Annotated in this window: 24 protein-coding genes, 1 tRNA gene and 1 pseudogene; 8 read left to right on the top strand and 18 right to left on the bottom strand. The window is 62.7% G+C overall.

Annotation, left to right across the window (positions count from 1 at the left end; translation table 11 throughout):
- Positions 1-20: 20 nt before the first annotated feature.
- The 3 genes from K678_RS08610 to K678_RS08600 form a co-directional block, all read right to left on the bottom strand.
- Positions 21-950, bottom strand: coding sequence for an alpha-E domain-containing protein (locus tag K678_RS08610; RefSeq protein ID WP_021132073.1), 930 nt, complete (start codon positions 948-950; stop codon positions 21-23).
- The gene (locus K678_RS08605) at positions 944-2,362 is read right to left on the bottom strand and encodes a circularly permuted type 2 ATP-grasp protein (protein ID WP_021132072.1); all 1,419 of its coding nucleotides are present in this window, start codon (positions 2,360-2,362) and stop codon (positions 944-946) included. The genes K678_RS08610 and K678_RS08605 overlap by 7 nt, the downstream gene beginning before the upstream one ends.
- 97 nt (positions 2,363-2,459) lie before the next feature.
- A complete protein-coding gene (locus K678_RS08600) occupies positions 2,460-2,822 on the bottom strand; it encodes a thiol-disulfide oxidoreductase DCC family protein (protein WP_021132071.1) in 363 nt (120 codons plus the stop codon).
- Positions 2,823-2,952: 130 nt separating this feature from the next.
- Here K678_RS08600 and mazG point away from each other — a divergent pair, with 130 nt between their 5' ends.
- Genes mazG through K678_RS08585 form a run of 3 tightly spaced genes read left to right on the top strand, consistent with a single transcriptional unit; the run spans position 2,953 to position 5,228 of the window.
- Entirely contained in the window at positions 2,953-3,786 is an 834-nt protein-coding gene (gene mazG, locus K678_RS08595) for a nucleoside triphosphate pyrophosphohydrolase (RefSeq protein ID WP_021132070.1), read from the top strand.
- Positions 3,776-4,426 carry a hypothetical protein gene (locus K678_RS08590; protein WP_021132069.1) on the top strand — a complete coding sequence of 217 codons (651 nt, stop codon included), beginning with the start codon at positions 3,776-3,778 and terminating at the stop codon, positions 4,424-4,426. The genes mazG and K678_RS08590 overlap by 11 nt, the downstream gene beginning before the upstream one ends.
- A 19-nt stretch (positions 4,427-4,445) precedes the next feature.
- Positions 4,446-5,228, top strand: coding sequence for an SDR family NAD(P)-dependent oxidoreductase (locus tag K678_RS08585; RefSeq protein WP_021132068.1), 783 nt, complete (start codon positions 4,446-4,448; stop codon positions 5,226-5,228).
- A gap of 12 nt (positions 5,229-5,240) precedes the next feature.
- On the opposite strand, the gene K678_RS08580 is transcribed toward K678_RS08585, so the two are convergent.
- Both K678_RS08580 and mce read right to left on the bottom strand, forming a co-directional pair.
- Positions 5,241-5,789, bottom strand: a complete 549-nt coding sequence (locus tag K678_RS08580; RefSeq protein WP_021132067.1) for a DNA-3-methyladenine glycosylase I — start codon at positions 5,787-5,789, stop codon at positions 5,241-5,243.
- A gap of 26 nt (positions 5,790-5,815) precedes the next feature.
- Positions 5,816-6,220 (bottom strand): methylmalonyl-CoA epimerase, encoded by a 405-nt coding sequence (gene mce, locus K678_RS08575; protein WP_021132066.1) that lies wholly within the window; start codon positions 6,218-6,220, stop codon positions 5,816-5,818.
- A gap of 171 nt (positions 6,221-6,391) precedes the next feature.
- Here mce and K678_RS08570 point away from each other — a divergent pair, with 171 nt between their 5' ends.
- Positions 6,392-8,764 (top strand): penicillin acylase family protein, encoded by a 2,373-nt coding sequence (locus K678_RS08570; protein ID WP_039852560.1) that lies wholly within the window; start codon positions 6,392-6,394, stop codon positions 8,762-8,764.
- 13 nt (positions 8,765-8,777) lie between these two features.
- On the opposite strand, the gene K678_RS08565 is transcribed toward K678_RS08570, so the two are convergent.
- The 7 genes and pseudogenes from K678_RS08565 to K678_RS08535 all read right to left on the bottom strand — a co-directional run bounded on the left by K678_RS08565 (position 8,778) and on the right by K678_RS08535 (position 15,623).
- Complete coding sequence (locus tag K678_RS08565) at positions 8,778-9,269, bottom strand: flavin reductase family protein (RefSeq protein ID WP_021132064.1); 492 nt, start codon at positions 9,267-9,269, stop codon at positions 8,778-8,780.
- A 75-nt stretch (positions 9,270-9,344) separates the two neighbouring features.
- Positions 9,345-9,743, bottom strand: a complete 399-nt coding sequence (gene rpoZ, locus K678_RS08560; protein ID WP_021132063.1) for a DNA-directed RNA polymerase subunit omega — start codon at positions 9,741-9,743, stop codon at positions 9,345-9,347.
- A gap of 76 nt (positions 9,744-9,819) precedes the next feature.
- On the bottom strand, positions 9,820-11,886 hold the full coding sequence (locus K678_RS17690; RefSeq protein ID WP_021132062.1) for an ATP-binding protein: 2,067 nt from the start codon (positions 11,884-11,886) through the stop codon (positions 9,820-9,822).
- Positions 11,883-12,618 (bottom strand): annotated as a pseudogene (locus tag K678_RS08550) (ABC transporter ATP-binding protein). Before K678_RS08550 ends, K678_RS17690 begins: the two are co-directional and overlap by 4 nt.
- A gap of 5 nt (positions 12,619-12,623) precedes the next feature.
- Complete coding sequence (locus tag K678_RS08545; protein ID WP_039852544.1) at positions 12,624-13,454, bottom strand: ABC transporter ATP-binding protein; 831 nt, start codon at positions 13,452-13,454, stop codon at positions 12,624-12,626.
- Positions 13,451-14,704, bottom strand: coding sequence for a high-affinity branched-chain amino acid ABC transporter permease LivM (livM, locus tag K678_RS08540; protein WP_021132060.1), 1,254 nt, complete (start codon positions 14,702-14,704; stop codon positions 13,451-13,453). Before livM ends, K678_RS08545 begins: the two co-directional genes overlap by 4 nt.
- A gap of 4 nt (positions 14,705-14,708) precedes the next feature.
- Entirely contained in the window at positions 14,709-15,623 is a 915-nt protein-coding gene (locus K678_RS08535) for a branched-chain amino acid ABC transporter permease (RefSeq protein WP_021132059.1), read from the bottom strand.
- 186 nt (positions 15,624-15,809) lie between these two features.
- On the opposite strand from K678_RS08535, the gene K678_RS08530 reads away from it, so the two are divergent.
- Complete coding sequence (locus K678_RS08530) at positions 15,810-16,703, top strand: hypothetical protein (protein ID WP_021132058.1); 894 nt, start codon at positions 15,810-15,812, stop codon at positions 16,701-16,703.
- 3 nt (positions 16,704-16,706) lie between these two features.
- Here K678_RS08530 and K678_RS08525 read toward each other — a convergent pair whose 3' ends face one another.
- Both K678_RS08525 and erpA read right to left on the bottom strand, forming a co-directional pair.
- A complete protein-coding gene (locus K678_RS08525) occupies positions 16,707-17,081 on the bottom strand; it encodes a response regulator transcription factor (RefSeq protein ID WP_021132057.1) in 375 nt (124 codons plus the stop codon).
- A gap of 20 nt (positions 17,082-17,101) precedes the next feature.
- Positions 17,102-17,455: an iron-sulfur cluster insertion protein ErpA gene (erpA, locus tag K678_RS08520; RefSeq protein WP_021132056.1), complete on the bottom strand. Its 354-nt coding sequence runs from the start codon at positions 17,453-17,455 to the stop codon at positions 17,102-17,104.
- 138 nt (positions 17,456-17,593) lie between these two features.
- On the opposite strand from erpA, the gene K678_RS08515 reads away from it, so the two are divergent.
- Positions 17,594-17,669 (top strand) — tRNA-Thr (locus K678_RS08515).
- A 65-nt stretch (positions 17,670-17,734) separates the two neighbouring features.
- On the opposite strand, the gene K678_RS08510 is transcribed toward K678_RS08515, so the two are convergent.
- Positions 17,735-18,373: a LysE family translocator gene (locus tag K678_RS08510; RefSeq protein ID WP_021132055.1), complete on the bottom strand. Its 639-nt coding sequence runs from the start codon at positions 18,371-18,373 to the stop codon at positions 17,735-17,737.
- Between the two features lie 139 nt (positions 18,374-18,512).
- Here K678_RS08510 and K678_RS08505 point away from each other — a divergent pair, with 139 nt between their 5' ends.
- On the top strand, positions 18,513-19,238 hold the full coding sequence (locus K678_RS08505; protein WP_021132054.1) for a class I SAM-dependent methyltransferase: 726 nt from the start codon (positions 18,513-18,515) through the stop codon (positions 19,236-19,238).
- Positions 19,235-20,596, top strand: coding sequence for a class I adenylate-forming enzyme family protein (locus tag K678_RS08500; RefSeq protein WP_081673218.1), 1,362 nt, complete (start codon positions 19,235-19,237; stop codon positions 20,594-20,596). Before K678_RS08505 ends, K678_RS08500 begins: the two co-directional genes overlap by 4 nt.
- On the opposite strand, the gene K678_RS08495 is transcribed toward K678_RS08500, so the two are convergent.
- From K678_RS08495 to menD, 3 genes are read right to left on the bottom strand one after another with little or no spacing between them, the layout of a single operon-like run.
- Positions 20,586-21,599, bottom strand: coding sequence for an o-succinylbenzoate synthase (locus K678_RS08495; RefSeq protein WP_021132052.1), 1,014 nt, complete (start codon positions 21,597-21,599; stop codon positions 20,586-20,588). The genes K678_RS08500 and K678_RS08495 overlap by 11 nt on opposite strands.
- Positions 21,596-22,420 carry a 1,4-dihydroxy-2-naphthoyl-CoA synthase gene (menB, locus tag K678_RS08490; protein ID WP_021132051.1) on the bottom strand — a complete coding sequence of 275 codons (825 nt, stop codon included), beginning with the start codon at positions 22,418-22,420 and terminating at the stop codon, positions 21,596-21,598. The genes K678_RS08495 and menB overlap by 4 nt, the downstream gene beginning before the upstream one ends.
- Entirely contained in the window at positions 22,417-24,093 is a 1,677-nt protein-coding gene (menD, locus tag K678_RS08485) for a 2-succinyl-5-enolpyruvyl-6-hydroxy-3-cyclohexene-1-carboxylic-acid synthase (RefSeq protein ID WP_039852552.1), read from the bottom strand. The genes menB and menD overlap by 4 nt, the downstream gene beginning before the upstream one ends.
- Between the last annotated feature and the right edge of the window lie 4 nt (positions 24,094-24,097).

Raw genomic sequence — 24,097 nt, 5'->3', positions numbered from 1 at the left:
CCTTCTGTCCCCCCCGCGTGTCAGCTTAACAGGAAGTCCTTATGAATCTGACCGGCCAAGGTGTTGTTGGCATCGATGAAATCATCGATGAACGGCCCTAGCCCCCGTGACAGCAGATGATCAAGCCGTCCGTAATGGATGTGGGCATGGGCCGCCCCGGCCAACCGGGTGCATTCCGCCTGCGGGTTGAGGCGCTCCAGGATATCGCGCACCTGATTGAGGCAAGAATGCAGCGAGCGCGGTAACGCGGCCCGCATCACCAGCAGATCGACCGCTCGCAATGGGGTGATATCGCCGCCGTGAACAGTACGGAAGGCGCGGAAGGCGCTGACCGAGCGCAATACCGCCGCCCAATGCAACTGATCATCGGCATCAACATCGGTCTGACCGGGAGCGACCCCAGTTGCCCGCACCCCGAGCAAACGGGCAGTATTGTCGGCGCGTTCAAGAAAGGTACCGAGCCGGATGAAATAATCGGCTTCGTCGCGCAGCATCGTCCCATAGGTGATGCCGCGGAACTGGTGCGACCGCTCGCGCACCCATTCGCAAAAAGCGATCAGTCCCTGTTCGCGCAAACGGGGACCGTCCAGTCCGCGCGCTTCCAGCCATGTTCCATTCAGCGATTCCCAGGTCTCGACCGGAATCACGCTGCGGACGGCGTGAGCGTTCTCGCGCGCGGCCCGCAGCGAGGAATAGATCGACGACGGGTTCGTCGGGTCGAGCACGGCATACTCGATCACCGACACCGCCGAGCGTTCGCCGTGACGGGCGGCGAAATCATCTTCGCCACCGGCGATGGTCAGCACCGGCTGCCAGCAGGCGGCGCGGTCACGGGTGGACGGCACCGACAGAGAGAGCCGGTTGGCGACCTCGACAAAGCGGGTGATGTTCTCCGCCCGCTCCATGTATCGGCTCATCCAGTAAAGATGATCGGCGGTGCGGCTCAGCATGGGTCGTTCTCCAGCACCCAGGTATCCTTGGTTCCGCCGCCCTGCGACGAGTTGACCACCAGCGATCCCTCACGCAACGCCACCCGGGTCAGCCCACCGGGAACCAGGGTCGCGGTTTCGCCCATCAGGACATAGGGTCGCAAATCGACATGGCGGGGCGCGATCCCCTTATCGACCAGGGTCGGGACCGTCGACAGCGACAGGGTCGGCTGGGCAATGTAATTGGCCGGGTTGGCCAGAATGCGGGCGCGGAAATCCTCGATCTCGGCCTTGGTCGAGGTCGGGCCGACCAGCATGCCGTAGCCGCCCGCCCCCTGCACTTCCTTGACCACCAGTTCGGGAAGCCGTTCCAGCACGTATTTACGCTCGTCCTCACGCTCCAACCGCCAGGTCGGGACGTTGGAGAGGATCGGTTCCTCGCCGAGATAGAACCGCACCATGTCGGGAACATGGATATAGGTCGCTTTGTCGTCGGCGACGCCGGTTCCGATCGCATTGGCCAGGGTGACGCCCCCGGAACGGTAGGCTTCCAGCAGGCCGCGAACCCCCAACGACGAATGAGGATTGAACGCGGCCGGATCGAGGAAATCGTCGTCGATCCGGCGATAGATCACGTCGACCCGCTTCGGCCCCTGGGTGGTCCGCATATAGACCAGCCCGTCCTCGACGAACAGATCGCGGCCCTCAACCAGTTCGACCCCCATCTGCTCGGCCAGGAAAGCGTGCTCGAAATAGGCGCTGTTGTAATAACCCGGGGTCATCACCACCACGGTCGGCTCGCCGGTACAGGCGGCGGGGGCCACCGCGCGCAGGTTACGCAGCAACTGATCGGGATAGGAATCGACCGCTGCAACGCTGTAGCGGGTGAACAGATCAGGGAACAGCCGCATCATCATCGCCCGGTTCTCCAGCATATAGGAGACCCCGGACGGCGAGCGCAGATTGTCTTCCAGTACAAAGAACTCGTCTTCCCCGGTGCGGACGACATCAATCCCGGCGATGTGGATATAGACGTCGCGGGCAACCGACAGGCCGTTCATCTCGGGCCGGTACAGACCGTTGCCGAACACCCGTTCGGCCGGAATTACTCCGGCATTGATGATTTCCTGATCGTGATAAAGGTCCTTGAGAAAGGCATTAAGCGCCCGCACCCGCTGGCAACAGCCATCGGACAGCCTCTTCCACTCGCGCGCGGCAAGAATGCGCGGGATCGGATCGAAGGGGATCAGCCGCTCGGTCCCCTCCTGATCGCCATAGACGGCGAAGGTGATGCCAAGGCGACGAAACAGGGCATCGGCCTGTTCATTCTTGCGCGGTAACAGATCGGGTGGCATCGACAACAGCCAATCCTCGTAGGCCCGGAAGGCAGGGCGCACCCCACCGTCGGCCGACTTCATCTCGTCGAACGCCATCTTCCCCCGGTCCTCCCGTATCGCCTGTGTCCAGCTTTGTAGACTGTAGCCCCTGCTTAATTCACAGGCAACAGCCCAACCAGCTTTGTTTCTGGCGTTATGGGGCAGACCTCCATAACGGACGCACCTTCAGAAAGACGCGATAGCCAAACCCAAGCAGCGACCGAAACGGAGGCAACGCGGCCAAGCGGGCAACCAGGCCAAGACCCGGCACCCGCGCCCACAACGCGATAAAGGCATCGAGACCGGACAGCACCCGGCCGGATTCATCGCGCAGGTGGAACAATCCCAACGCCTGGCTGCGGTCCAATCCTTCGCCCAGATCGCTTTCGTCGCAGGTGGAGGCATCGACCCAGCGCACCGCGTCTTCGGGAGTCAACCGTTGATAGGTCGCGATCTCGCGGGAACAGACCGGGCAGGCTCCGTCATAATAGACGCTTACGGGAGAACATTCGGTCATCGGGGGGAGTCCTTCCAAAGGATGTATAGTCCCTTGTACGGTCGCATGGCCGCGTTGGATCACTCTGATCCTTGCCTGGAGACGCCAGGGTGCTACGATCCGGACCCACCCTGACGGAGCCCCCCTGATCATGGACGAAGATTGCGCGCCTGCGGCCTCGTTACGACCGATTGACCGGTTGCTGGCCGTCATGGCTCGATTGCGCGACCCTGACCGCGGCTGTTCCTGGGACCGTGCCCAAAGCTGGGCGACGATCGCCCCCTATACCATCGAAGAGGCCTATGAGGTCGCCGATGCCATCGCCCGCAACGACAACAACGCGGTAAAGGACGAACTGGGCGACCTGTTGTTTCAGGTGGTGTTCCAGTCCCAGATCGCCGATGAAGCGGGACATTTTGATTTCGAAACGGTCGCAGGGGCCGCGGCCGAAAAGATGATCCGTCGCCATCCCCATCTGTTCGCCGACGCTCAACCGGTTGACGCGGCTTCCCATCTGGAAACGTGGGAAGAGCTGAAAGCGCGCGAACGGGCCGAAGCGGGCGGAGACGGCGTTCTGGACGGCATTGCCCGGGCCCTGCCCCCGATGACCCGCGCCCTGAAGCTGCAAAACCGTGCCGCCCGGGTCGGGTTCGATTGGGATGAACCGGGTGCGATCCTCGACAAACTGGCGGAAGAGGCCGAAGAGGTCGCTGTCGAGATTCGCGCCGGGTCGCCCCATGACCGGGTCGAGGACGAAATCGGCGACCTGTTATTCGTCTGCGTCAATCTTGCCCGCAAGCTTGCGGTCGATCCCGAGCAGGCACTGGGACGGGCCAACGAGAAATTCGAACGCCGCTTCCGCTACATTGAACGCGCCCTGCGCGACGAAGGGCGCTCGCCAGAAGTCGCGTCGCTCGACGAAATGGAAGCGTTGTGGCAGGCTGCAAAACGGTTGGAGCCTAGCGGAGGTGGCCGTGGCGGCTGAATGGACCAAACGGCTGGCGGTCTTGGCCGCCCTGTTCCTGCTGTCGTCGTGCTACATCCCCGACAAGTTCCGGGCCGAGCTGCGGTTGTCTCGCTATGGCGATTACGCCATCAGCTACAAGGGCGACCTGATGTGGGCCCCGATCCTCGACGATTACCGCAAGGGCAAAGTCGATCCCAAGGACGAGGCCGAGCGGATCGAGAATATCCGGAAGGATCTTGTCCGCGACATCGCCTTCCGCAAGCTCGAATCGCGCGGCCGGGGCCGCTTTGCCGTCGAGTATGAGCGGGCCGGACGGTTGAGCACGGTTCAACTGACCGCCCTGATCCGCCGCGATGCCCGGATGCTGGCGCTGCGATCCCTGGAAAACGGTGCGATCATCGTTGCCGCCAACGGGTTGAAACCGTCGGACGCCCAAATTCTGGCCGAACTTGGCCTGACGATGGAAGGCGAGTTCCGCGTCACCACCGACGCCAATGTCATCGAGAACAACGCGACCGAAGTGCGTCAGTTCGGGACCAACCGGGTCTATATCTGGAAGATCGATAATCCGCTATCACCGATGCCGCATCTGGTGATGCTGCGCGATCCCGACCCGCGTCGTCCGCTGCCGCCCCGTCCGTCCGAAATGAAAAACTGAGGCAAGTCGAGGATTCGAGATGAGCGCCAACTGGACCAACCGGACCGTGATGGTGACCGGAGCCACCGCCGGATTCGGCACGGCCATCGCCCGCCGCTTTGCCGCCGCCGGAGCGCGGCTGGTGATCTGTGGCCGCCGGGTCGAGCGGCTTAATGCCTTGAAGGCCGAGTTGGGAACGCCGGTTCATGCTGCTCCGCTCGACGTTCGCGACCGCGCCGCGATTGCTGCTTTTGTGGCCGCGCTGCCGCCGAACTTCGCCGCGATCGACGTTCTCGTCAACAATGCCGGGTTAGCGCTGGGGCTTGAACCGGCCTATGCCACCGATCCCGACGATTGGGACACGATGATCGATACCAATCTGAAAGGACTGGTCCAGGTCACCCGCGCTATTCTCCCCGGCATGATCGAGCGCGATCGTGGGCATATCGTCAATATCGGCTCGATCGCCGGGAATTTTCCCTATCCCGGTGGCAACGTCTATGGTGCGACCAAGGCGGCGGTGAAGCAATTTTCCGCCAATCTGCTGGCCGATCTGGTCAAGACCCGGTTGCGCGTCACCAATATCGAGCCGGGTCTGTGCGGCGGGTCGGAATTTTCCACTGTCCGCTTCCATGGCGATCCCGACAAGGCCGCCAAGGTCTATGAGGGGACCACGCCGCTGACGTCGGAGGATGTCGCCGAAGCGGTGTTCTGGGCAACGTCGGCCCCGGCTCACGTCAATATCAGCCGGATCGAGATGATGCCGTCTTGTCAGGCCACGGCCGGGATGGCGGTCCACCGCCGCAGTGCCGACGAGCTGTAATATCTTTTAAAGTCAGCTTGTTGGCTCTGATTTCCGCCACAGCGGATCAAGATCGAGAATCCGGGCGAAGGCCGGACAATCCGGGCGGTGAGCGCCGGGAAGAACGCCGATGCTCATCAGGAACTCGCCCACCACCTCTCCCCCGGTAAAGGCGAAGGTCTGGCGGAACAGCTTGACCCAGGCCGCTTTGTCGCGGGGATGGTGGCGCTGAATCCAGGCGGCGAACGATCCCTCGGATTCGCAAATCTCGACGACCTTGCGGGCATTGCCGATCACCGCCGCGATCTTGCGGCGATTGCGGATGATCCCGGCATCGGACATCAACCGCTCGATATCGTTTTCGTCGTATTGCGCGACACGGGCGGGATCGAAAGCATCGAACGCTGCCACCAGGGCCGGGCGCTTTTTCAGAACGATCAGCCAGGACAGCCCAGCCTGAAAAATCTCCAGGCACAGCCGCTCGAACAACGCACGGTCGTCGTCCACCGGAACGCCGTATTCCGTGTCGTGGTAGGGGCCGTGGACAGGGTGGCCGGGGGCGATATCGCAATACCAGTTCATCGCCCGCCTCCCGGCCGGTCCAGCACCTAGGCTTGTTCGAGTTCGACCAGGGTACCGCAGAAATCCTTCGGGTGAAGGAACAGCACCGGCTTGTCATGGGCGCCGATCTTGGGCTCGCCATCGCCCAGGACCCGCGCCCCGCTCGCCTTCAACTGGTCGCGAGCGGCCAGGATATCCGCGACTTCGTAACAGATATGATGGATGCCGCCGTTGGGATTCTTGGCAAGGAAACCGGCGATCGGCGAGGCATCGCCCAACGGATGAACCAGTTCGATCTTGGTATTGGTCAGGGTGACAAACACCACGACGACGCCATGCGCCGGCTGCGGCACCGGTTCGGAAACGACCGCGCCCAGCGTGTCACGATAAAGAGCGGTCGCGGCGGCAAGGTCCGGGACAGCAATGGCAACGTGGTTTAGCTTTCCGATCATCTATGGTCTCGATCCTGTTCGGTTCGGGCGTTTCTGCCCGCCTCCTATACCACGGCGCACCGGCACGGCCAAAGCACAAGCCGTGCTTTCGCTTTACAGGCTCGGGCCGTTGGCGTTACCACTTTATGGTCGGCAGCGACATCCGCCGTAAACAAAGGTGGGGAAGTGATCGTGACGGAAGAAACCGCCGCAATCAGAAATCGTCGCCCCGCGCGCCGTCGTTTGATTGTTCTTGGCCTCAATGCGGTGGCCCTGACCGCGCTGTTGGGGGGCGCGGCGGCTTGGCTGGCGCTGATGAGCCCATTGCCGCGTCAAACCGGCCGGATCGATCTGACCGGCCTCACCGCCCCCGTCACCATTGCCCGCGACGCCAAGGGCGTTCCCCATATCCGCGCTGCCAATCGCGAAGATTCCTGGTTCGCCCTGGGCTGGGTTCATGCCCAGGACCGGATGTGGCAAATGGAGACGATGCGCCGCCTCGGCTCTGGCCGTCTGGCCGAAGCGATCGGACCGGCTGGTCTGGTCAATGATCGCTTCATGCGGACATTGGGATTACGCCGTCTGGCCGAACTTTCCCTGTCCCGCCTTGATGAGCCGACCCGGGCGGCCCTGACCGCCTATGCCAACGGCGTCAATGCGTGGCTGACATCGCCCGAGACCCGTCTTCCCCTCGAATACAGCCTGTTGGGACTACACCCGGAACCGTGGAGCCCAGTCGATTCGATGCTGTGGCAGAAGCTGATGGCTCTGCAACTGGCGGGGAATTGGCCCGACGATATTCTGCGGGCACGATTAGCGCGACGGATCGATCCCCGACGAATTCCCGAACTGTTTCCCGCCGGAGGAACAGAGACCGGACAAGGATTGTCAGAAACCGGCTGGGGTGCGCTGTTGGCCGCGATCCCCTCTGCGGCCCGCCCAGCACCGGCCTCGAACATTTGGATTGTTGCAGGCAACCGCAGCGCCAGTGGTAAGCCGATTCTGTCCAATGACCCTCACCTTCCCTTTATCGCGCCGTCATACTGGTATCTGGCTGGAATCGAGGCTCCGGGCCTGTCGCTGGCAGGGGCGACCTCGCCCGGCCTGCCGTTCCTCGTCATCGGCCATAACGACAAGATCGCCTGGGGATTCACCTCGGCCGAAGCCGACACCGTTGATCTGTTCATCGAGAAAAAAGAGGGCGAGACCGCCTACCGCACCCCTGATGGCACTCGCCCGTTCACCGTCCGCGAAGAGGTGATCAAGGTCAAGGATGCCCCCGATGTCGCTCTGACGGTGCGCGAAACCCGGCACGGGCCAGTAATTTCGGATTTGATCGCCAGCGATCTGGCCGCGCCGGGCGAGGTGGTGGCGTTTTCCTCGACGGCGCTCGGCGACAACGATACCGGGGTTCAGACCCTGATGCGGATGAATTTGGCGCGGGACTGGCCCAGCTTTGCGGCGGTTCAACGGGATGTCCAGGCTCCGGCGTTGAATGTCGGCTATGCCGATGTCGGCGGCACCATCGCGTTGACCACGGTTGGACGGATCCCGATTCGCCGCTCCGGTAATGGGCTGCTCCCCGCGCGAGGCTGGACCGGGGCGGGGGATTGGATCGGTTGGATTCCGCCGACTAAGATGCCGCAGACGGTTAATCCCCGCTCTGGCATTCTGATCAATGCCAACAACCGCCCGAGCCCGGACAAATATCCCTATATGATTGCCGCGCTGTGGCCGGAAACCTATCGGGCCGAGCGACTGCGCGAAATATTGGAGCCGCGCAAGGGGATGAGCGTCGCCGACATGGTCGCGCTTCAGGGTGATATCGTTTCGCTTCAAGCGGTTGAGATCAAGGATCTGTTGACCGGGATCGAACCGGCGTCTGAACGGGGGCGCGAGGCGGTTCGGCTGATCGCCGATTGGACCGGCGATGTCTCCCGCGACCGCCCTGAACCGCTGCTTCTTGCCGCCTGGGTCGCATCTCTCAGCCGTGCCATTTTTGCCGACGAACTGGGCGACCTCTACGATCCGCAATCGCCGCCCTCGCCCAAGGTGCTGGTCGATGCCTTCACCAAGCGGCGCTATTGGTGTGACGATATCACCACCCCCGCCGCCGAAAGCTGCGAGGAACTGATTGAACGCAGTCTAGAGCAGGCGCTGACCGACCTTAAAGCCGATTGGGGCCGCGACATGAGCCGATGGCGCTGGGGGGACGCTCACAAAGCGCGATTTGCACATCCGGTGCTGGGGCAAGTGCCGCTGTTGCGACGGTGGGCAACGCAGGAAATCCGCACCGATGGCGACAACGCCACGCTGTCGCGTGGGACATATCGGATCGACGGAGGTCGCTTTCCCCATGTCCACGGACCGACGTTGCGGACCGTCATTGACCTTGCCGACCTGAACGACAGCCGCTTCCTGATCGTTCCCGGCCAGTCAGGACACCCGATGTCGTCGCATTACAGCGACCAGCTTAAGGATTGGCGGGACAACCGCCCGTTCCGGCTGGACAGTGACAGCCCATGGGTGCTGACCCTGGCCCCCCGTCCGGTCGCGCCGGAGTGATTGCGCCCCACGCTTAAGGCGTGGTGGCAGGCAGATCGAGATAAGCGCCGCACTGATAGATCAGCGGACGCGCACCTTCGCGAGACTGGATCGTCTCGACTTCGCCGATGAAGATCAGGTGATCGCCGCCTTCGACCGTCCGGGTCAGTGTGCACTCCAGCACGGTCAGAGCCCCCGGCAAACCGGGGGACCCGCCGGACAGAGCGACCCAGTCCAAACCGCGCCAGCGGTCTTCGACCGGACCGGCGAAGCGGCCCGAAATCTCGCGCTGATCATCGGCCAGGATGTTGACGGCAAAACGGCCAGCCGCTTCGATCCCACTCACGCACGAGCCGGTGCGGCCCAGGCAGAACAGCACCAGGGGGGGATCAAGCGACAGAGAGGAAAACGCACTGACGGTCACCCCAACCGGCTGGCCGACCCGAGGATCGATTGCGGTGATGACCGTCACGCCCGAGGCAAAACTGCCCAAGGCTTTCCGAAAGGTGCGGGAATCGAGGGACATGTATGTCGTGTGCCTCCCTGGCTACGACCGGTCGGCGATCACGCGGACCGGCCCCTCAACCCCAATCCGAAAATACTACTCTTCGTCCGGGCCTTCGATGCCGACGAGTTCGGGATCGGGATCGGTACCGTCTTCGTTGATCGACATGCCGTCTTCCAGCATCTCGTCTTCATTGGCCACGGTCTCGAAGGCAAGGTCGCTGTCCGCAGCGAAGCCTTCCATTTCGTCCTCTTCCGGCTCGTCATTTTCGACGTGCTTCTGAAGACCCTGGATCAGGGAGTTCTGCAAGACGTCCAGAACAACGGTGTCCTCGGCGATCTCACGCAGGGCGACCACCGGATTCTTGTCATTGTCGCGGTCCAGGGTCAGCCGCGCACCGCCGGAGATGTCACGGGCGCGCTGCCCGGCCATCAGAACCAGCTCGAAGCGGTTGGGAACCTTCAGAACACAATCTTCAACCGTGACACGAGCCATCGTCAAATTCCGCCATTAACTGCCCGAAAGGGAAGAGAGCTTATATAGACCCTTTAGCGATAAAAGCAAGCCCACGCTACACGGCATCTTCCGGCGGCGGGCTTAGGGTGAAGTGAAAGACGGTACCGACGCCGGGGGTCGACTCGACCCACAGGGTGCCGCCGTGGCGTTCGACAATCCGTTTGCACAGCGCCAAGCCGATCCCGACACCCGGAATGGCGCTGTGGGTATGCAAACGCTTGAAGATCACAAAAATCTGATCGAGATAGGCAGAATCGATGCCGATGCCATTATCTTCGACCAGAAACTCCCACATATCGTCGCTGCGTCGACTTGACACCGTGATCTCCACCCCCCGACTGCGTTCGCGGTATTTAAGCGCGTTGCCAATCAGGTTCTGGAACAACTGGATCAGTTGAACTTCGTCGGCGGCGACCACTGGCATCGGCCCGGTGTGGATGATGGCCCCGCTTTCGACAACCGAATTCGACAGATACCCCAGCGCCACCGACAAAGAACGGCCGGAATCGACCGCGTCGAATCCCCGCCCCACCGAATCGACCCGCGAGAATTCAAGCAAACCCTCGACCAACCGCATCATCTGTTTGGCGGCACTGACGATGAATCCGACGAATTCGGAAATATCACTGTCGCGCGATCCATAGCGCAGGTCCAGCAACTGGGCATATCGGACCAGAGTGTTCAGCGGTTCACGCAGATCGTGCGATGCGGCATAGGCGAAACGCTCAAGATCGGTATTCGACCGGGTCAGCGCATCAATGGTGCGGGTCAGATTGTCGGCGCTCTCTTTGCGTTCGGTGATATCGCGCATCATCGCAAGTACCCGGGGGCCGCCATCGTCGATAATTACCCGGCGCAGATCGATCTCGACCCAGAACAGGTGACCGTCGCGATGACGGGCCTGCCATTCCAGCACCCGAGAGTCTTCGGTTGCGTCGCGCAAGGCGGTAAGCGCCGTCGTGCGGTCATAGGGAGGATGGCCTTCGCTTAACGTCTCGAAGCTCAGATGCGGGATATCTTCGGCCGCATAGCCGAACGTTTCGTGCATCCGGCGATTGACCATCCGGACCGCGCCGGTCTCGATGTCGAAGATCAGGATCGAATCGTTGATCGCGTCAAAGATAGTGCGGAAGCGGGCTTCGCTGACTGTCAGACCGTTCAGCGCGGTTGTCAGTTCGCGCGTCTTTGCCGCGACCTGGCGGCGCAGCATCCCCACCCAGATCAGTTGCAACAACGCAACAAGGCAGATGATGCCGCCAGCGATAAAAAAATCCCGCAGGACTGTATCGTCGATCTTTGAACCCAGCGCCCGCCCCTGCCAATGATCGTCGATTTTCTTTCGATCTTCGGGCGAAACGAGGTTGAAGCCCGCCGTGACGATGTCGCGGATATCCTGGCGTTCCTTGAGAACCACCCAGTGAAACTGACCGGAATAGAGCGGTTGCGACGCTCGAAACCGAGCCTCCAGACCTTTTTTGACCAGATAATAGATTGCGGGAGGACGGTCGATGCACGAGACCTTGACCTCGCCGCGTGCTCCGGCATCGATCATCGCCTCATAGCTGGAATAACGCCGGATCGTGTCTATCCCACGCATCGCCAGAAAATCAATGCAGGCGTCTCCATCTTTGACGCCGACCGAAAAGCCCCGCAACGTCGCCGCGTCGGTGATCCCCGACAGGCTTGAATCGAACACAATCGAAACGTCAACGGTCGCATATGGCTTTGAAAAGTCATAAATTTCGTCGCGCGCATGGGTCCAGAATGCCATATCAAGGACGTCTGCCTCGCCGGCATTAAAGCGGCGTTGCGCCTCGCCCCAATCCATTCCCAGCACGGTAACCGGAATTCCGGTACGCGCCGACCACAGCGCCCAAAGATCGGGAACGATCCCCTGAATCTCGCCCTGTTCGTCACGAAACGCGAACGGAGGATAGGTATCGTCGACGAGAACACGCAGCCGGGGAAGCGTGGTTGATAACGCGGGCGATGCAGGCCGTGACAGATTGACGGCTGAAGCCGGAGAGGCACCCGCCCAGCAGGTCTGGACCGCACTGAAGACCACGCCGATCAGAGCGATCGCAACGACCAGAGCGGCAACGATGACGGCCCGGGACTTCATGAAATCGTAATCGCGCTCCCTCCCGCGCCGCCATCAAGATAATGCGCGCGGATTTCAGGGTTATTGAGCAATTCGGCCCCGGTTCCCGACAGAGCAATCCGCCCGGTCACCATCACATGGGCGCGATGAGCCAGGGATAGGGCATGAAAGGCGTTCTGCTCGACCAGCAGAACCGTGACTCCCTGCTCGCGGTTGATAGTCTCGATGATTTCAAAAATCTGACGAACGATCAACGGGGCCAATCCCAGTGACGGCTCGTCGAGCAGCAACAGACGCGGACGGCTCATCAACGCCCGCCCGATCGCCAGCATCTGCTGCTCGCCGCCTGAAAGGGTGCCGCCACGCTGATCCAATCGCTCGCCCAGACGGGGAAACAACCCCAGCACACGGTCAAGATCGTCCTTGAAATAATGCGGATCGGCGAATCGCAGCCCCCATCCGCAGGTTCTCCAGCACCGTCATCCGCGGAAAAATCCGCCGACCCTCGGGTGAATGGGCCAGCCCGCGACGGGCGATCAGATGAGTCGGCAGACCGGTGATATCCTCGCCCGCAAGAATTACCCGTCCGGCACTGGCGCGCGGATTGCCGCAGATCGTCATCAAAAGAGTGGTCTTGCCAGCGCCATTGGCTCCGACCAGGGCGACGATCTCGCCTTCCCTGACATCGATATCGATCCCATGCAGGGCCTCGATCCGACCATATCCCGAGCGAAGGCCTTCGACACGCAGCATTGGATCTAGCCCTCCCCACCCAGAACGACGGCGGACTCGTCGGGTTCGCCAAGATAGGCGCGGATCACCGTCGGATTGCGCCGCACCTCGTCCGGGCTGCCTTCGGCGATCAGACAGCCATGGTCCAGCACCAGAACCCGATCGGAAATGCCCATCACCACGCTCATATCGTGTTCGATCAGCAGCAGGCCAATCCCTTCCTCATCGCGAATACCGCACAACAATTGATTGAGATCACTGGATTCGCGCGGGTTGAGCCCGGCCGCCGGTTCATCCAGGCACAGCAACAGCGGACGGGTACACATCGCACGGGCGATCTCCAGCCGCCGTTGATGGCCATAGGGCAGAGCCCCTGCCTCGCTATCGGCGAATGAGGTCAGCCCGGTGCGGTCCAGCCAGTGACGGGCCAAATCGATCGCCGCTCGTTCGGCCCGGCGATAGCGGCCCAGTCCCAGCAATCCCGCCAGGGAAAACACCGAGGCCGACATCAGAACCTGATGCTGCGCCACCATCAGGTTTTCCAGCACGCTCATGCGCGGGAACAGCCGGATATTCTGGAAGGTGCGTGCCACCCGCGCCTTGCGGGCGATGGCGTGGTCGGGCAGCGTCTCCAGCCCCAACGCTTTCCCATCCGGATGATGCAGAACCAACCGTCCGGTCTGGGGACGGTAAAAGCCGGTGATGCAATTGAACAGAGTGGTCTTTCCCGCGCCATTCGGGCCGATCACCGCGGTGATCTCGCCCTGCCCGGCCACGAAGGAAAGCTCGCTGATCGCCGACAGCCCGCCAAAGCGCATCGTCAGCCCATGAACCTCAAGCAGTGGCGGCGGTCTCATGCCCGACCTCCCAGCCGGACCGTCGGCGAGCGCGACGATAACAGCCCGCTTGGCTTCCACAGCATGATCAGCACCATCGCCGCGCCGAACGCGAGCATCCGGTACATTTGCAGATCGCGGAACCATTCCGGCAGGCCGACCAGCAACAAAGCGGCCAGCACGATGCCGATCTGGCTGCCCATGCCGCCCAGCACGACAATCGCCAGGATCATCGCCGATTCGATAAAGGTGAAGCTTTCCGGGCTGATAAAGCCCTGGCGGGTGGCAAAGAACGACCCGGCGAAACCGGCGAACATCGCACCCAGGGCAAAGGCAGACAGTTTGATCGTCGTCGGGTTGATCCCCAACGACCGGCAGGCGATTTCATCCTCGCGCAACGCCTCCCACGCCCGGCCGACCGGAAGACGGCGGATGCGAAGGGTGAACAGGTTGGTCGCCAGCGCTAGAATCAAGATCAGGAAATAGAGGAAAATCACCCGGTGATCGGGCGAATAATCCAGGCCGAAGAACGCGGCAAAGCTGATCTGCCCCTCGGGCGGGACCGCCTTGAACGACAGACCGAACAGGCTGGGACGCTCGATTCCGGAGATGCCGATCGGCCCCCCGGTCAAATCCTGCCAGTTTTGCAAAATGATGCGGATGATCTCGCCAAAGCCAAGGGTGACGATAGCCAGATAATCGCCGCGCAACCGCAACACCGGAAAGCCGAGGGCCAGGCCGAAGGCGGCGGCGAACAGCCCCGCCAGCGGCAGGCAGATCCAGAAGGACAGGCCGAAGGTCAGCGACAGCAAGGCATAGGAATAGGCCCCGACGGCATAAAAGGCGACAAACCCAAGATCGAGCAGACCGGCCAGACCGACGACAATGTTCAGCCCCCAGCCCAGCATGATGTAGATCAGCACCATCGTCGCTTTGTCGACCAGATTGCGGTCGGCAAAGGGCAGGAATGGCAGCACCAGCGCGAACAGCGCCATGGCCCAGCCAACACCGAACCGGGTCCAGTCGGGCGGCGCGGGCAAAACCGGCAGGCGGATCGCATAATCGGCCAGCCAGCGCCGGAACAAATCAATCATCAACCGACCGCAGAACACCCCGCCAGCGGCCCAGGCAACCAGCTCCGGACGCCCGGACAGCGACAGCCCGGTTGCCGAATCGACCAGACGCACGCCCAACAGCGGCAAGGCAAGCAAGGCCGCCAAGAGCGCGGCAAAGGCGGCGGATCGGATCATCGGAGGGGACGAAGCCGCCATCGCCTTAGACCTTCTCGACGTCGGGCCGACCCAACAGGCCGGACGGACGGAACAGCAGCACGCCGACCAGGATAGCGAAGGTGGCGACATCCTTGTATTGGATCGAGAAATAGGCCGACCACAGTGATTCGGTCAGACCGATCAGCAACCCGCCCAGCATCGCGCCCGGCAACGATCCGATGCCGCCCAACACGGCGGCGGTGAAGGCTTTGATCCCGGCCAGAAAGCCGATGTAGAAATCAATGACGCCGTAATAAAGCGTCACCATCAATCCGGCGACTCCGGCCAGGGCGGCACCGATCACGAAGGTGGCCGACACCACGCGATCGACATTGATGCCGAGCAAGGCCGCCATTTTCATGTCCTGCTCGGTGGCGCGCTGGGCCCGTCCCAACGAGGTGCGTGAGATCATCCAGGTAAACCCGGCCATCAGGGCCAGGGTCAGCAGGATGATCACGATCTGCAACCAACTGATATTCACCGAAAACGTCTTGCCCAAATCCAGCGTGACGCCGCCTTGGATCACCGGCGGCAACGGTTTCACCCGTGCCCCTTGCGCGATCTGAACGAAATTCTGCAAGACAATCGACACCCCGATCGCCGAAATCAGTGGTGCCAGCCGGGGTGCCCCCCGCAATGGGCGATAGGCTGTCCGTTCAACCACCCACCCCCATATGGCGGTAAATACCATGGTCACGAGCAGAGTCGCCAGCAAGGCCAGCGCCACCGAGCCACCACCAATGCTCGAAAATATAAGGTAGGCGACTAACGAAATAAACGCGCCCAACATGTAAATTTCACCATGGGCGAAATTAATCATGCCGATGATGCCATAGACCATCGTGTAACCGAGGGCGATCAAACCATAGATCGCACCAAGCGTCAGGCCATTAACAACCTGCTGGAAGAAATATTCCATCCACACCCCAGAGCTTGCGGCCCGAAACGGGCCAGCTTGATCAAAGCTACTCACCGAGGGATATCTGTCAACCGCGAACACCGTCTCTCGCCCTCTTCGGCGCACAACCGCGACGGTTTTTTGCCCGGGGAGGATCGCAGCCTCTCTGCTACACTCCGTCCCACACTCAGGATGAGAGGAGGAGGCATGATGGCGCAGCAACCGACCGACGACGTCATCCGCATCCGGATCGACACAACCGAAGCCGTCAATGCCTTTCACCGTCTGTTGCAACAGCAGGCGGCCGAGGGTGAAACCAGCGCTCCGGCCAATCCTGCGGCCACGGCAATCTGGCGGGAACTGGCACCGTTCCGGTTGGTCGAATACGCCTATATCGACTCATCCATCGCCCCGATCGACGGGGCGTATATCGGTTTTCCCAAAGGAGCGATTTACGCTGTCGAGGAAGACATTCCCGACCAGATCGTCAATGACCTCCTGTCCGGACGCGAGGGGCACTCGGCCGCCCTACCCCCGCTTTATGTCTATCTTCCATTGCAGCACGCATACGAAATCACGGCGATCGAGGCCTTTCTCACCGTGCTGTCAGCCCATATCGGCCGCTCGATTACAGCCATCCTGCCCGGTCGCGATGGGGAGATGGTCGGACGGGTATTCGATAGCGAACAAACCGGCGCGGTTGCGGTCGAAGCCGGGCCATACCCGTCTGGACAAGACGTGCTTGACTGCTTCGCCGCTCGCAGCCGACGCCCCGATGGGCGGGCCTATGCGGCGCTGACGCTTTCCTTTGCCCGTCATGTCCTGGAATTTCCCGATGCATCGGCGCGCGACGCTTTCATCGTCTGGACACGCACGCTGTGTGATTGGATTTTCGCCCAAGGTGGGGATGCCGACGCGCTGGGCTTTGCCGGAGCCTATCGTCCGGCCGAGATCGCCCCGGCTCCAGCAGAGACAGATACGGTGGTCAGCCTCACCACCCCGGTTCCGCCCCTTCAAGTTTCTGCCGACGCGATGCGGGCCGCATGGCGCGCAATTCGCGACGCTATCGAGACAGCGCCATCGCCTCGACTTGGCGTGTAAAGATCAGGCCGCCGCGGCGGACTCGATAGCGTCAAGCAGGGCATCGACCTCGAACGGCTTTTCCAGCACGGCAACGGCACCCAGACGGCTGGCGGTCTCCAGCCCCTGCGCCTTATCCATCCGGGCACTGCCCCCGGATATAGCGATGATCCGGGCTTCAGGAAGCATCGTCTGGAGTTCCAGAATGGTCTGAATCCCATCCATTTCCGGCATGATGATGTCGGTGACGATGATATCGAATTGGCTACCCCCGGCAACTTGCTCAACTGCGAGCAAGCCGTTATCGGCGGTGACGATCTCGTGACCGGCGGCGCTCAGCACGTCGACCAGGGAATCACGCATAAGCTTGGTATCTTCGACAATCAGAATGCGGCTCATAACGCCTCTTCCGGACGGGATCAGACCGTGAAGGAATTGCCGCAGCCGCAGGTGGCGGTCGCGTTAGGGTTGGTAATCTGGAACGACGAGCCGATCAGATCATCGACAAAATCGACCACCGCACCATTCAGCAGATCAAGCGAGGCATCATCGACGACAACGGAAATCCCCTGCTCGTCGAACACTTTGTCATCGTCATTGACAGCGTCGTCGAGCGTGATGCCGTACTGAAAGCCCGAACACCCGCCGCCAGAAACCGACAGACGCAGCTTCAACCCCGGTTTCGCCTCGGCTTCGATCAGGCTCCGCACCCGCGCGGCGGCGCTTTCGGTCACACCGATTTTAGCTTTGGAGAGGGACAGGGCTTCGGTCATGCGGCACCTCGCTCGGGCAAATTCAGAACCAGTCGAATGTAGGGTAGCACCAAACCAGACGACGGGGAAAGAGGGGGAGACGACATCTTTTCCTCCCTTGCGAAAGGGCGGTTCCAAAGGTACGTTTCACGAGACGATGCCGGTTTAGCTCAGATGGTAGAGCACCTCACTTGTAATGAGGGGGCCGCGGGTTCGATTCCTGCAACCGGCACCATAGATTTCAAGGGCTTGGCGGTGCCGCCATCAGGCCCTTTTTCTATGCCGGAACCGACCGGCGGATCAGCGCACCAGGATCAGGCGAAGACCGAGGCCGATGAAGATCGTCCCGGCGACCTGGTCCAACCGGCGGGCCGCGCCCGGGATCCGTCCCAACCATTGCCCGATCATGCCGGAAAACCAGCCGATCAGACCGAACAGCACCACGGCTTGAAGGGTGAACAGCCCGCCCAGAGCCGCGATCTGCATCGCCTCGCTGTCCGCGCGTCCCACCACCACGAATTGCGGCAGGAAGGCGAGGAAGAACAGCACAACCTTGGGATTGATCGCATTGGCAGCCAGACCGCGTCGGAACAAGGGCCAGACCGGGGGCTTTGGTCCCGACGACGATAGAATCGTGGGTGCTGGCGTGGTCCGGCTGCGCCATGCCTCGAGTCCTAACCAGATCAGGTACATGCCGCCGACGATTTGAAGGGCGAGAAAGGCGACGGGCGATGCCGCGATCAAGGCACTAACCCCCAGCGCCGCCAGCGCGGTATGGCATAAACACCCCAGGGCGCAGCCCAAGCCAAAAGCAAGACCGGCGCGGCGGCCGCGTGCCAACCCCAGACTGAGGATCATCAAATTGTCGGGACCGGGGGCCAAGGTGACCGCGACGGCAACCGCCAGAAAGGAGCCTGCTTGCACCAGATCGAGACTCAAAGAAGCTCTCCCTTTCCCTGTCACGGCACACCGGGTCAAGGATTGCCGTTCGTCCGGTCGAATGTTAAATCAGATCATAGACGCTTTGCCGACCCTGTTTGGCAGGCAGATGACACCGGCCTTTAGGATCAAGCGCAGCATGACCGAGATCGACAACAGCTTTGGCTTTCGTCAGGTGTCGCCGACAGAACGCCGCGACCGCATCCGTCGGGTGTTCCGCGCTGTGGCGCCTCGCTACGACCTGATGAACGATCTGATGTCGATGGGGATTCACCGACAATGGAAAGCGTTGCTGGTCCGGGCCGTTGGGGCTCGCCCCGGTCAGGTGATCGTCGATCTTGCCGGAGGCACCGGCGACGTTGCCCGCGCGATGAACGGCGCGGACCGGACGGTGATCGTCTGCGATCCCAGCACCGAGATGATGAATGCCGGACGCCACCGCCCCGGCAATGAGGGGCTGGTCTGGCTGGCCGGTGAAGCCGAAGCGATTCCGCTGGCCGACAACAGCGTCGATACGCTGACGATTTCCTTTGGCATCCGCAATGTGACGAGGCTCGACCTCGCCCTAGCCGACATCCACCGGGTCCTGAAGCCGGGCGGGACCGCCTATTGCCTTGAATTCTCGCGTCCGCACCGGCTGATCCGCCCGTTCTATGATCTGTTTTCGTTTCAGGTGATTCCGCGTCTGGGCGCCCTGGTCGCCCAAGCCCCCGAAGCCTATGCCTATCTGGTCGAATCGATTCGCCGCTTCCCCGATCAGGAGGAATTCGCCGCGATGTTCCGTGCCGCCGGTTTCGCCGACGTACGCTATCGCGATCTCAGCTTCGGCATCGCCTGTCTGCACATCGCCACCAAAGCGCGGTGAACGCACCCTCTGGCTGGGCGCGGCGTCAAGCCAGCCTGCGTCCGGATGTCTGCGCCCTTGATGTCGTCGACGGGCAAAGATGGAGTTTTTCCGCCCTCGACCGACAGGCCGATGCGTTAGCAGCCGCATTGGCGGCAAGGCCCGCTCCTTCGGGCCAACCGCTGGCGGCGCGGATCGGCGACGCGGAGGCGCTGGCACTGCTGGCCTTGGCCGCTCCCCGTGTCGGCCGGGCCCTGCTGCCGGTCAATCCGGCCCTGCCCGAGGAGCGCCAGCGCGGGTTGCTGGCCGCCGCCGGGGGAGCCGATCCGCTTGGCACCCTGCCCGCCCCCTGCTTCAATACTCCAGCCCGACCGGAACTACCCCCCGATCAGGTCCAATTGATCGTGGCCACCAGCGGCAGCACCGGAACGCCGAAAGGAACGATGCTGACCGGGGCCAATCTGGCGGCGGCGGTGCGGGCCTCGCGACGGATGATCCCGCTCGAACCCGGTGATGTCTGGCTGGGCTGCCTGCCGATGGTTCATATCGGCGGATTATCGGTCCTGTTGCGCTGCCTCGAGTCCGGGGCGACGGTGCGGCTTCACCCCCGTTTCGATGTCGAAAAGGTTTCGAGCGACCTTGAATCCGGCCGGGTCAGCCATGTGTCGCTGGTTCCGGCGATGCTGGGTCTGCTGCTCGATCACGGTTGCCACCCGGCGTCCCGCCTACGTGCGGCCCTGATCGGCGGCGCCGGTCTGCCCGCCGCCCTCGCCGAGCGGGCCTTGGAGGCCGGTTGGCCACTGCTGCCGAGCTATGGGATGAGCGAGGCGGGATCGCAGGTCGCCACCTGCTCCGATGTCGCCATCTGGAGCCCGGGACTGGCCGGAACACCGCTGCCGGGGGTCGAGATCGGATTTTCGCCCGAAGGCCGGGTGCGGGTACGCGGCCCGATGGTGATGGTGGGCTATCTGAACCCGGATTTGCGGCCGGGACTCGGACTGACGCCCGGAGGCTGGTTCGAAACCAACGATCTCGGCCGTCTCGACGCGCAGGGTCGTCTGGTGATCCTGGGGCGCGCCGACGATATGCTGATCAGCGGCGGTGAGAACGTCCATCCCGCCGAAATCGAGACGCTGGCCGGGCGCTGCCCCGGGGTGCGGGCGCTGGCCGTCACCGGCCGCCCCGACCCAGTGTGGGGCGATCTGATTGTTGCAATTCTGGTCGGAGAGATTGCCCCCGATGCCTTCCTGGACTGGTGCCGCGCGCATCTGCCGTCGCATTTGCGCCCCCGTCGGGCGGTGACGGTGGACGCGCTGCCGCTCAATCCGAATGGCAAGACCGATCGCACAAAGCTACAGGAAATAGCGCTTAATTACTGACTTTTAAGCTTAATCCGAGTCCTGGACTTGCGGGAAGGGTCAAGACACCCGAGGCAATCGGCAAGGGTTCGGCGACGTCGCTGACGAACAGAGCGGACGTCGCCAATCCGTGCGCCATCCGCGCTTCGGGATCAAGCGCGGCGGCGAGGTTGGCCACCGCGGCGACCCCGATTGCGGACTCGATATAGGTCGTCACAACAATATCGTAGCCGACAGCGCGGGCGGAAGCCGCCACGGACAGAGTCCGGCGCAGCCCGCCCAGCAGCGCCGGTTTCAGCACCAGACGGCGGACCGGCGGATCGATTAGCAGCGAATCCACCCCGATCTGGTCGAGGCTTTCGTCAATCGCCAGCGCGATCGGGGTGGTGGATTGCAGCGAGGCCAACCCGGTGATATCGGCCTCGCGCAACGGCTCCTCCAGCGATTCGATCGGCAGATCGACAATCGCAGCCAGGAACCCTTCCGCTTCGATCCGGCTCCAGGCCCGGTTGGCGTCAAGCCGCAGCATCACCCCCGGCGGTAGGTTCAGTCGGCGCAGCGCAGCCACCTCGGCGGGCCAGGGCGCAAGGCCAACCTTGACCTTGACGATCCCGAAGCCTTGTTCCGCCATCGCAACGATGCCATCCAGGGGGGCAACGGCGTTGACCTTGACCCGATCCTCCGCCGTGGGCGACAGCAGACGGCGCAATGGCACGCCCTGCCGCTGCGCCTCCAGGTCCAACAGGGCGGTCTCGATCCCAAAGCAGAGATCGGGCCAGTCCAGAGCTTCGCCCAAGCTCCGCCCCAGAAGGGCGTCCCCTTGGTGCCTCAGCCGCGTTTCCAGCCCACCCTGCTCCTGATCGGGCAGCAACGCGGGCTGGTCGCCGAGTCCGACCCCGCCGTCTTCGTCCTCGACCCGCACCAGCCAACCATGGCGAAGGCGAACCGTTCCGGCCGCCGTCCGCCAAGGCGTCTTCAACGGCAGGGCATAGGGATCGAGTCTGAAGCCGACGATCCGGCTCACGGCCGACGCGGGAACCGGTCGAAATCGGGCGCGCGCTTTTCCAGGAAGGCATTGCGCCCCTCCTGCCCTTCCTCGGTCATGTAGAACAAAGCGGTGGCGTTGCCCGCCAGTTCCTGAATTCCCGACATGCCGTCACTATCGGCGTTGAACGCGGTCTTCAGGATGCGCAGCGCGGTCGGCGACAGTTCGAGCATCCGGCGGCACCAGGCAACCGTCTCTTCCTCCAACTGCGCCAGCGGCACGACCGCGTTGATCCAGCCCATCTCCAGCGCCTGCTGGGCGTCGTACTGACGGCACATGAACCAGACTTCCTTGGCCTTCTTGACGCCGATGGTGCGGGCCAGAATTCCGGCCCCGAACCCGGCGTCAAAGCTGCCAACCTTCGGCCCGGTCTGGCCGAAGCGGGCATTGTCGGCGGCGATGGTCAGATCGCACAGCAATTGCAGTACGTTACCGCCACCAATCGACCATCCCGCCACCATCGCCACCACCGGCTTGGGGCAGGAACGGATTTCGCGCTGAAGGTCGAGGGCGTTGAGGTGGTGAACCCCTTCCTGATCCTTATAGCCGCCATTGTCGCCACGCACGCTCTGATCGCCACCGGAACAGAACGCCTTATCGCCGACGCCGGTCAGGATCACCACCCCGATCGAGGCATCGAAGCGGGCATGACGCAGCGCCTTCATCACCTCTTCCAGCGTTTCGGGCCGGAAGGCGTTGTGAACGTGCGGACGGTTGAAGCTGATCCGGGCAATCCCGTCGGTGCGGTCGTACAGGATGTCGGTGAAGGCGAAACCCTCGACGGGAATCCACTCAGTCATGCGGAAGTCTCCTCGGATAATGATGAAGCGGCCCAGACCGCGCGGTGACGCGCGGCGGAACCGGCTCGGTCGATAGCAAGATGAAGCACACTGACGCTGACGCCGGGATCGGCCAGGGATTTGGCCAGGGCGGCGGCAAAGCCATCCGGCTCGGTCGGCCGGTAACGGTGCCCCCAGACGGCGGTGGCGGCGGCAACATCGGCCCGCTGCGGCGTCAGCCAGCCCGAGGTGAACTCGGGTAGAGATTGCTGAGGCAGGTACTCGAAGATGCCGCCGCCGCCATTGTCCAATAGCCCGATCGTTGCCGACAGGCTCTGGCCCGCCGCCAATCCGCCGAGATCGTGCAGGAAGGTCAGGTCACCAACCAAGGCCAGCGCGGCGGAGAAGCGCCCCGAAGCGACCGCGCCGAAGAAAGTCGACAGGTTGCCGTCAATGCCGCTCAGACCGCGATTACACATGATCGTCAAAGATTTATCCGACGTTCCTGAGAAATCGTCGAGATCCCGGATCGTCATCGAATTGCCGACGAACAGCAAAGCATCCTCGGGCAGAGCGGCAATCGCAGCCTGGAACAGGTCGGTTTCGGGCGAGGCCAGTCGTTCGGCTACTGCGGCACCGTGGCGCTCAATGGCCTGCCAGGAGTGCAGCCAATTGGGCGCAGCCGGGCGTGTCACCGTCTCTGCCAGAGCCTCGGCCAACAAAGCGGGATCGGCATGGATCATCGTTGCCGCATCGCGGCCAGGATCAGGCCAACGTGAATCCCGGCTGACAACAATCCGTTCGGCGGCGCGGGCTTGCCATTGCCCGACCGCTTTTGACACCGGGAAAGCCCCGAAACGCAACACGATGTCGGCGGGCTGAAAGTGTCCACGCAGGAACAGATCGGCGCGAGCCATCACCCGCTCACGATCATGAGGGCCAAACCGCAGCCCGCTCAACGGATCGGCAATGATCGGCCAGTTGAGCGCCTCGGCCAACCGCACCAGCGGCTCGGGCGACAAGGATTCGGCCCCGGCCAGGATTACCCCACGCCGTCCCTCGATCCGTCGCGCCAGAATCGTAATCGCATCGGTGCCCAGGGTCAGACGCGGCAACAGCACCAGCGGCGGCAATGACGTAGCGGGCGGTGGCGGCGAGGATTCGAGCAGAGGCTCGCGGAACGGCACATTGATCTGGACCGGCCCCGCCAGCGGCCACTGACTTTGGCTGACGACCCGGGCCGCCAGCGAGCCGAGCCAGTCCCGGCCCGGCTCGGCGGGCGGCAGCGTGTGGGCGGCGCGAAGCTGAGGCGCGAACAAAGCACGCTGGTCAAAAGTCTGGTTCGCCCCGCAATCCTGCAATTCGGGCGGACGATCGGCGGTCAACAGGATCAGCGGGATCCGGGCGGCATCGGCCTCGGCCACTGCCGGATACCAGTTCGCCACCGCCGAACCCGAGGTGCAGATCAAAATTACCGGCTGCCCTTCGGCGCGCGCCAGCCCGAGGGCATAAAAGGCGGCAACCCGCTCGTCGAGCAGGATGCGGCTGACGAGGTTGGGATGGCGCAGACAGGCCAAGGCCAGCGGGGTCGAGCGTGACCCCGGCGAAATCACCGCCCGGGTGATGCCCGCCTGGGCCAGTCCGTCGATCAACGCCGTGGCCCACGCCGCGTTGAGGTCGCCCTGAGTTGTCATCGCT

Source organism: Magnetospirillum fulvum MGU-K5 (genome assembly GCF_000442515.1).
GTDB lineage: Bacteria > Pseudomonadota > Alphaproteobacteria > Rhodospirillales > Magnetospirillaceae > Phaeospirillum > Phaeospirillum fulvum_B.
This window is presented reverse-complemented; position numbering and strand designations above follow the sequence as displayed.

Bases quoted from the DNA above. Each gene is read 5' to 3' on its own strand.
- K678_RS08610 (WP_021132073.1), bottom strand. From the start codon at position 950: ATGCTGAGCCGCACCGCCGATCATCTTTACTGGATGAGCCGATACATG.
- K678_RS08605 (WP_021132072.1), bottom strand. From the start codon at position 2,362: ATGGCGTTCGACGAGATGAAGTCGGCCGACGGTGGGGTGCGCCCTGCC.
- K678_RS08600 (WP_021132071.1), bottom strand. From the start codon at position 2,822: ATGACCGAATGTTCTCCCGTAAGCGTCTATTATGACGGAGCCTGCCCG.
- mazG (WP_021132070.1), top strand. From the start codon at position 2,953: ATGGACGAAGATTGCGCGCCTGCGGCCTCGTTACGACCGATTGACCGG.
- K678_RS08585 (WP_021132068.1), top strand. From the start codon at position 4,446: ATGAGCGCCAACTGGACCAACCGGACCGTGATGGTGACCGGAGCCACC.
- K678_RS08580 (WP_021132067.1), bottom strand. From the start codon at position 5,789: ATGAACTGGTATTGCGATATCGCCCCCGGCCACCCTGTCCACGGCCCC.
- mce (WP_021132066.1), bottom strand. From the start codon at position 6,220: ATGATCGGAAAGCTAAACCACGTTGCCATTGCTGTCCCGGACCTTGCC.
- K678_RS08565 (WP_021132064.1), bottom strand. From the start codon at position 9,269: ATGTCCCTCGATTCCCGCACCTTTCGGAAAGCCTTGGGCAGTTTTGCC.
- rpoZ (WP_021132063.1), bottom strand. From the start codon at position 9,743: ATGGCTCGTGTCACGGTTGAAGATTGTGTTCTGAAGGTTCCCAACCGC.
- K678_RS17690 (WP_021132062.1), bottom strand. From the start codon at position 11,886: ATGAAGTCCCGGGCCGTCATCGTTGCCGCTCTGGTCGTTGCGATCGCT.
- K678_RS08545 (WP_039852544.1), bottom strand. From the start codon at position 13,454: ATGAGACCGCCGCCACTGCTTGAGGTTCATGGGCTGACGATGCGCTTT.
- livM (WP_021132060.1), bottom strand. From the start codon at position 14,704: ATGGCGGCTTCGTCCCCTCCGATGATCCGATCCGCCGCCTTTGCCGCG.
- K678_RS08535 (WP_021132059.1), bottom strand. From the start codon at position 15,623: ATGGAATATTTCTTCCAGCAGGTTGTTAATGGCCTGACGCTTGGTGCG.
- K678_RS08530 (WP_021132058.1), top strand. From the start codon at position 15,810: ATGATGGCGCAGCAACCGACCGACGACGTCATCCGCATCCGGATCGAC.
- K678_RS08525 (WP_021132057.1), bottom strand. From the start codon at position 17,081: ATGAGCCGCATTCTGATTGTCGAAGATACCAAGCTTATGCGTGATTCC.
- erpA (WP_021132056.1), bottom strand. From the start codon at position 17,455: ATGACCGAAGCCCTGTCCCTCTCCAAAGCTAAAATCGGTGTGACCGAA.
- K678_RS08505 (WP_021132054.1), top strand. From the start codon at position 18,513: ATGACCGAGATCGACAACAGCTTTGGCTTTCGTCAGGTGTCGCCGACA.
- menB (WP_021132051.1), bottom strand. From the start codon at position 22,420: ATGACTGAGTGGATTCCCGTCGAGGGTTTCGCCTTCACCGACATCCTG.
- menD (WP_039852552.1), bottom strand. From the start codon at position 24,093: ATGACAACTCAGGGCGACCTCAACGCGGCGTGGGCCACGGCGTTGATC.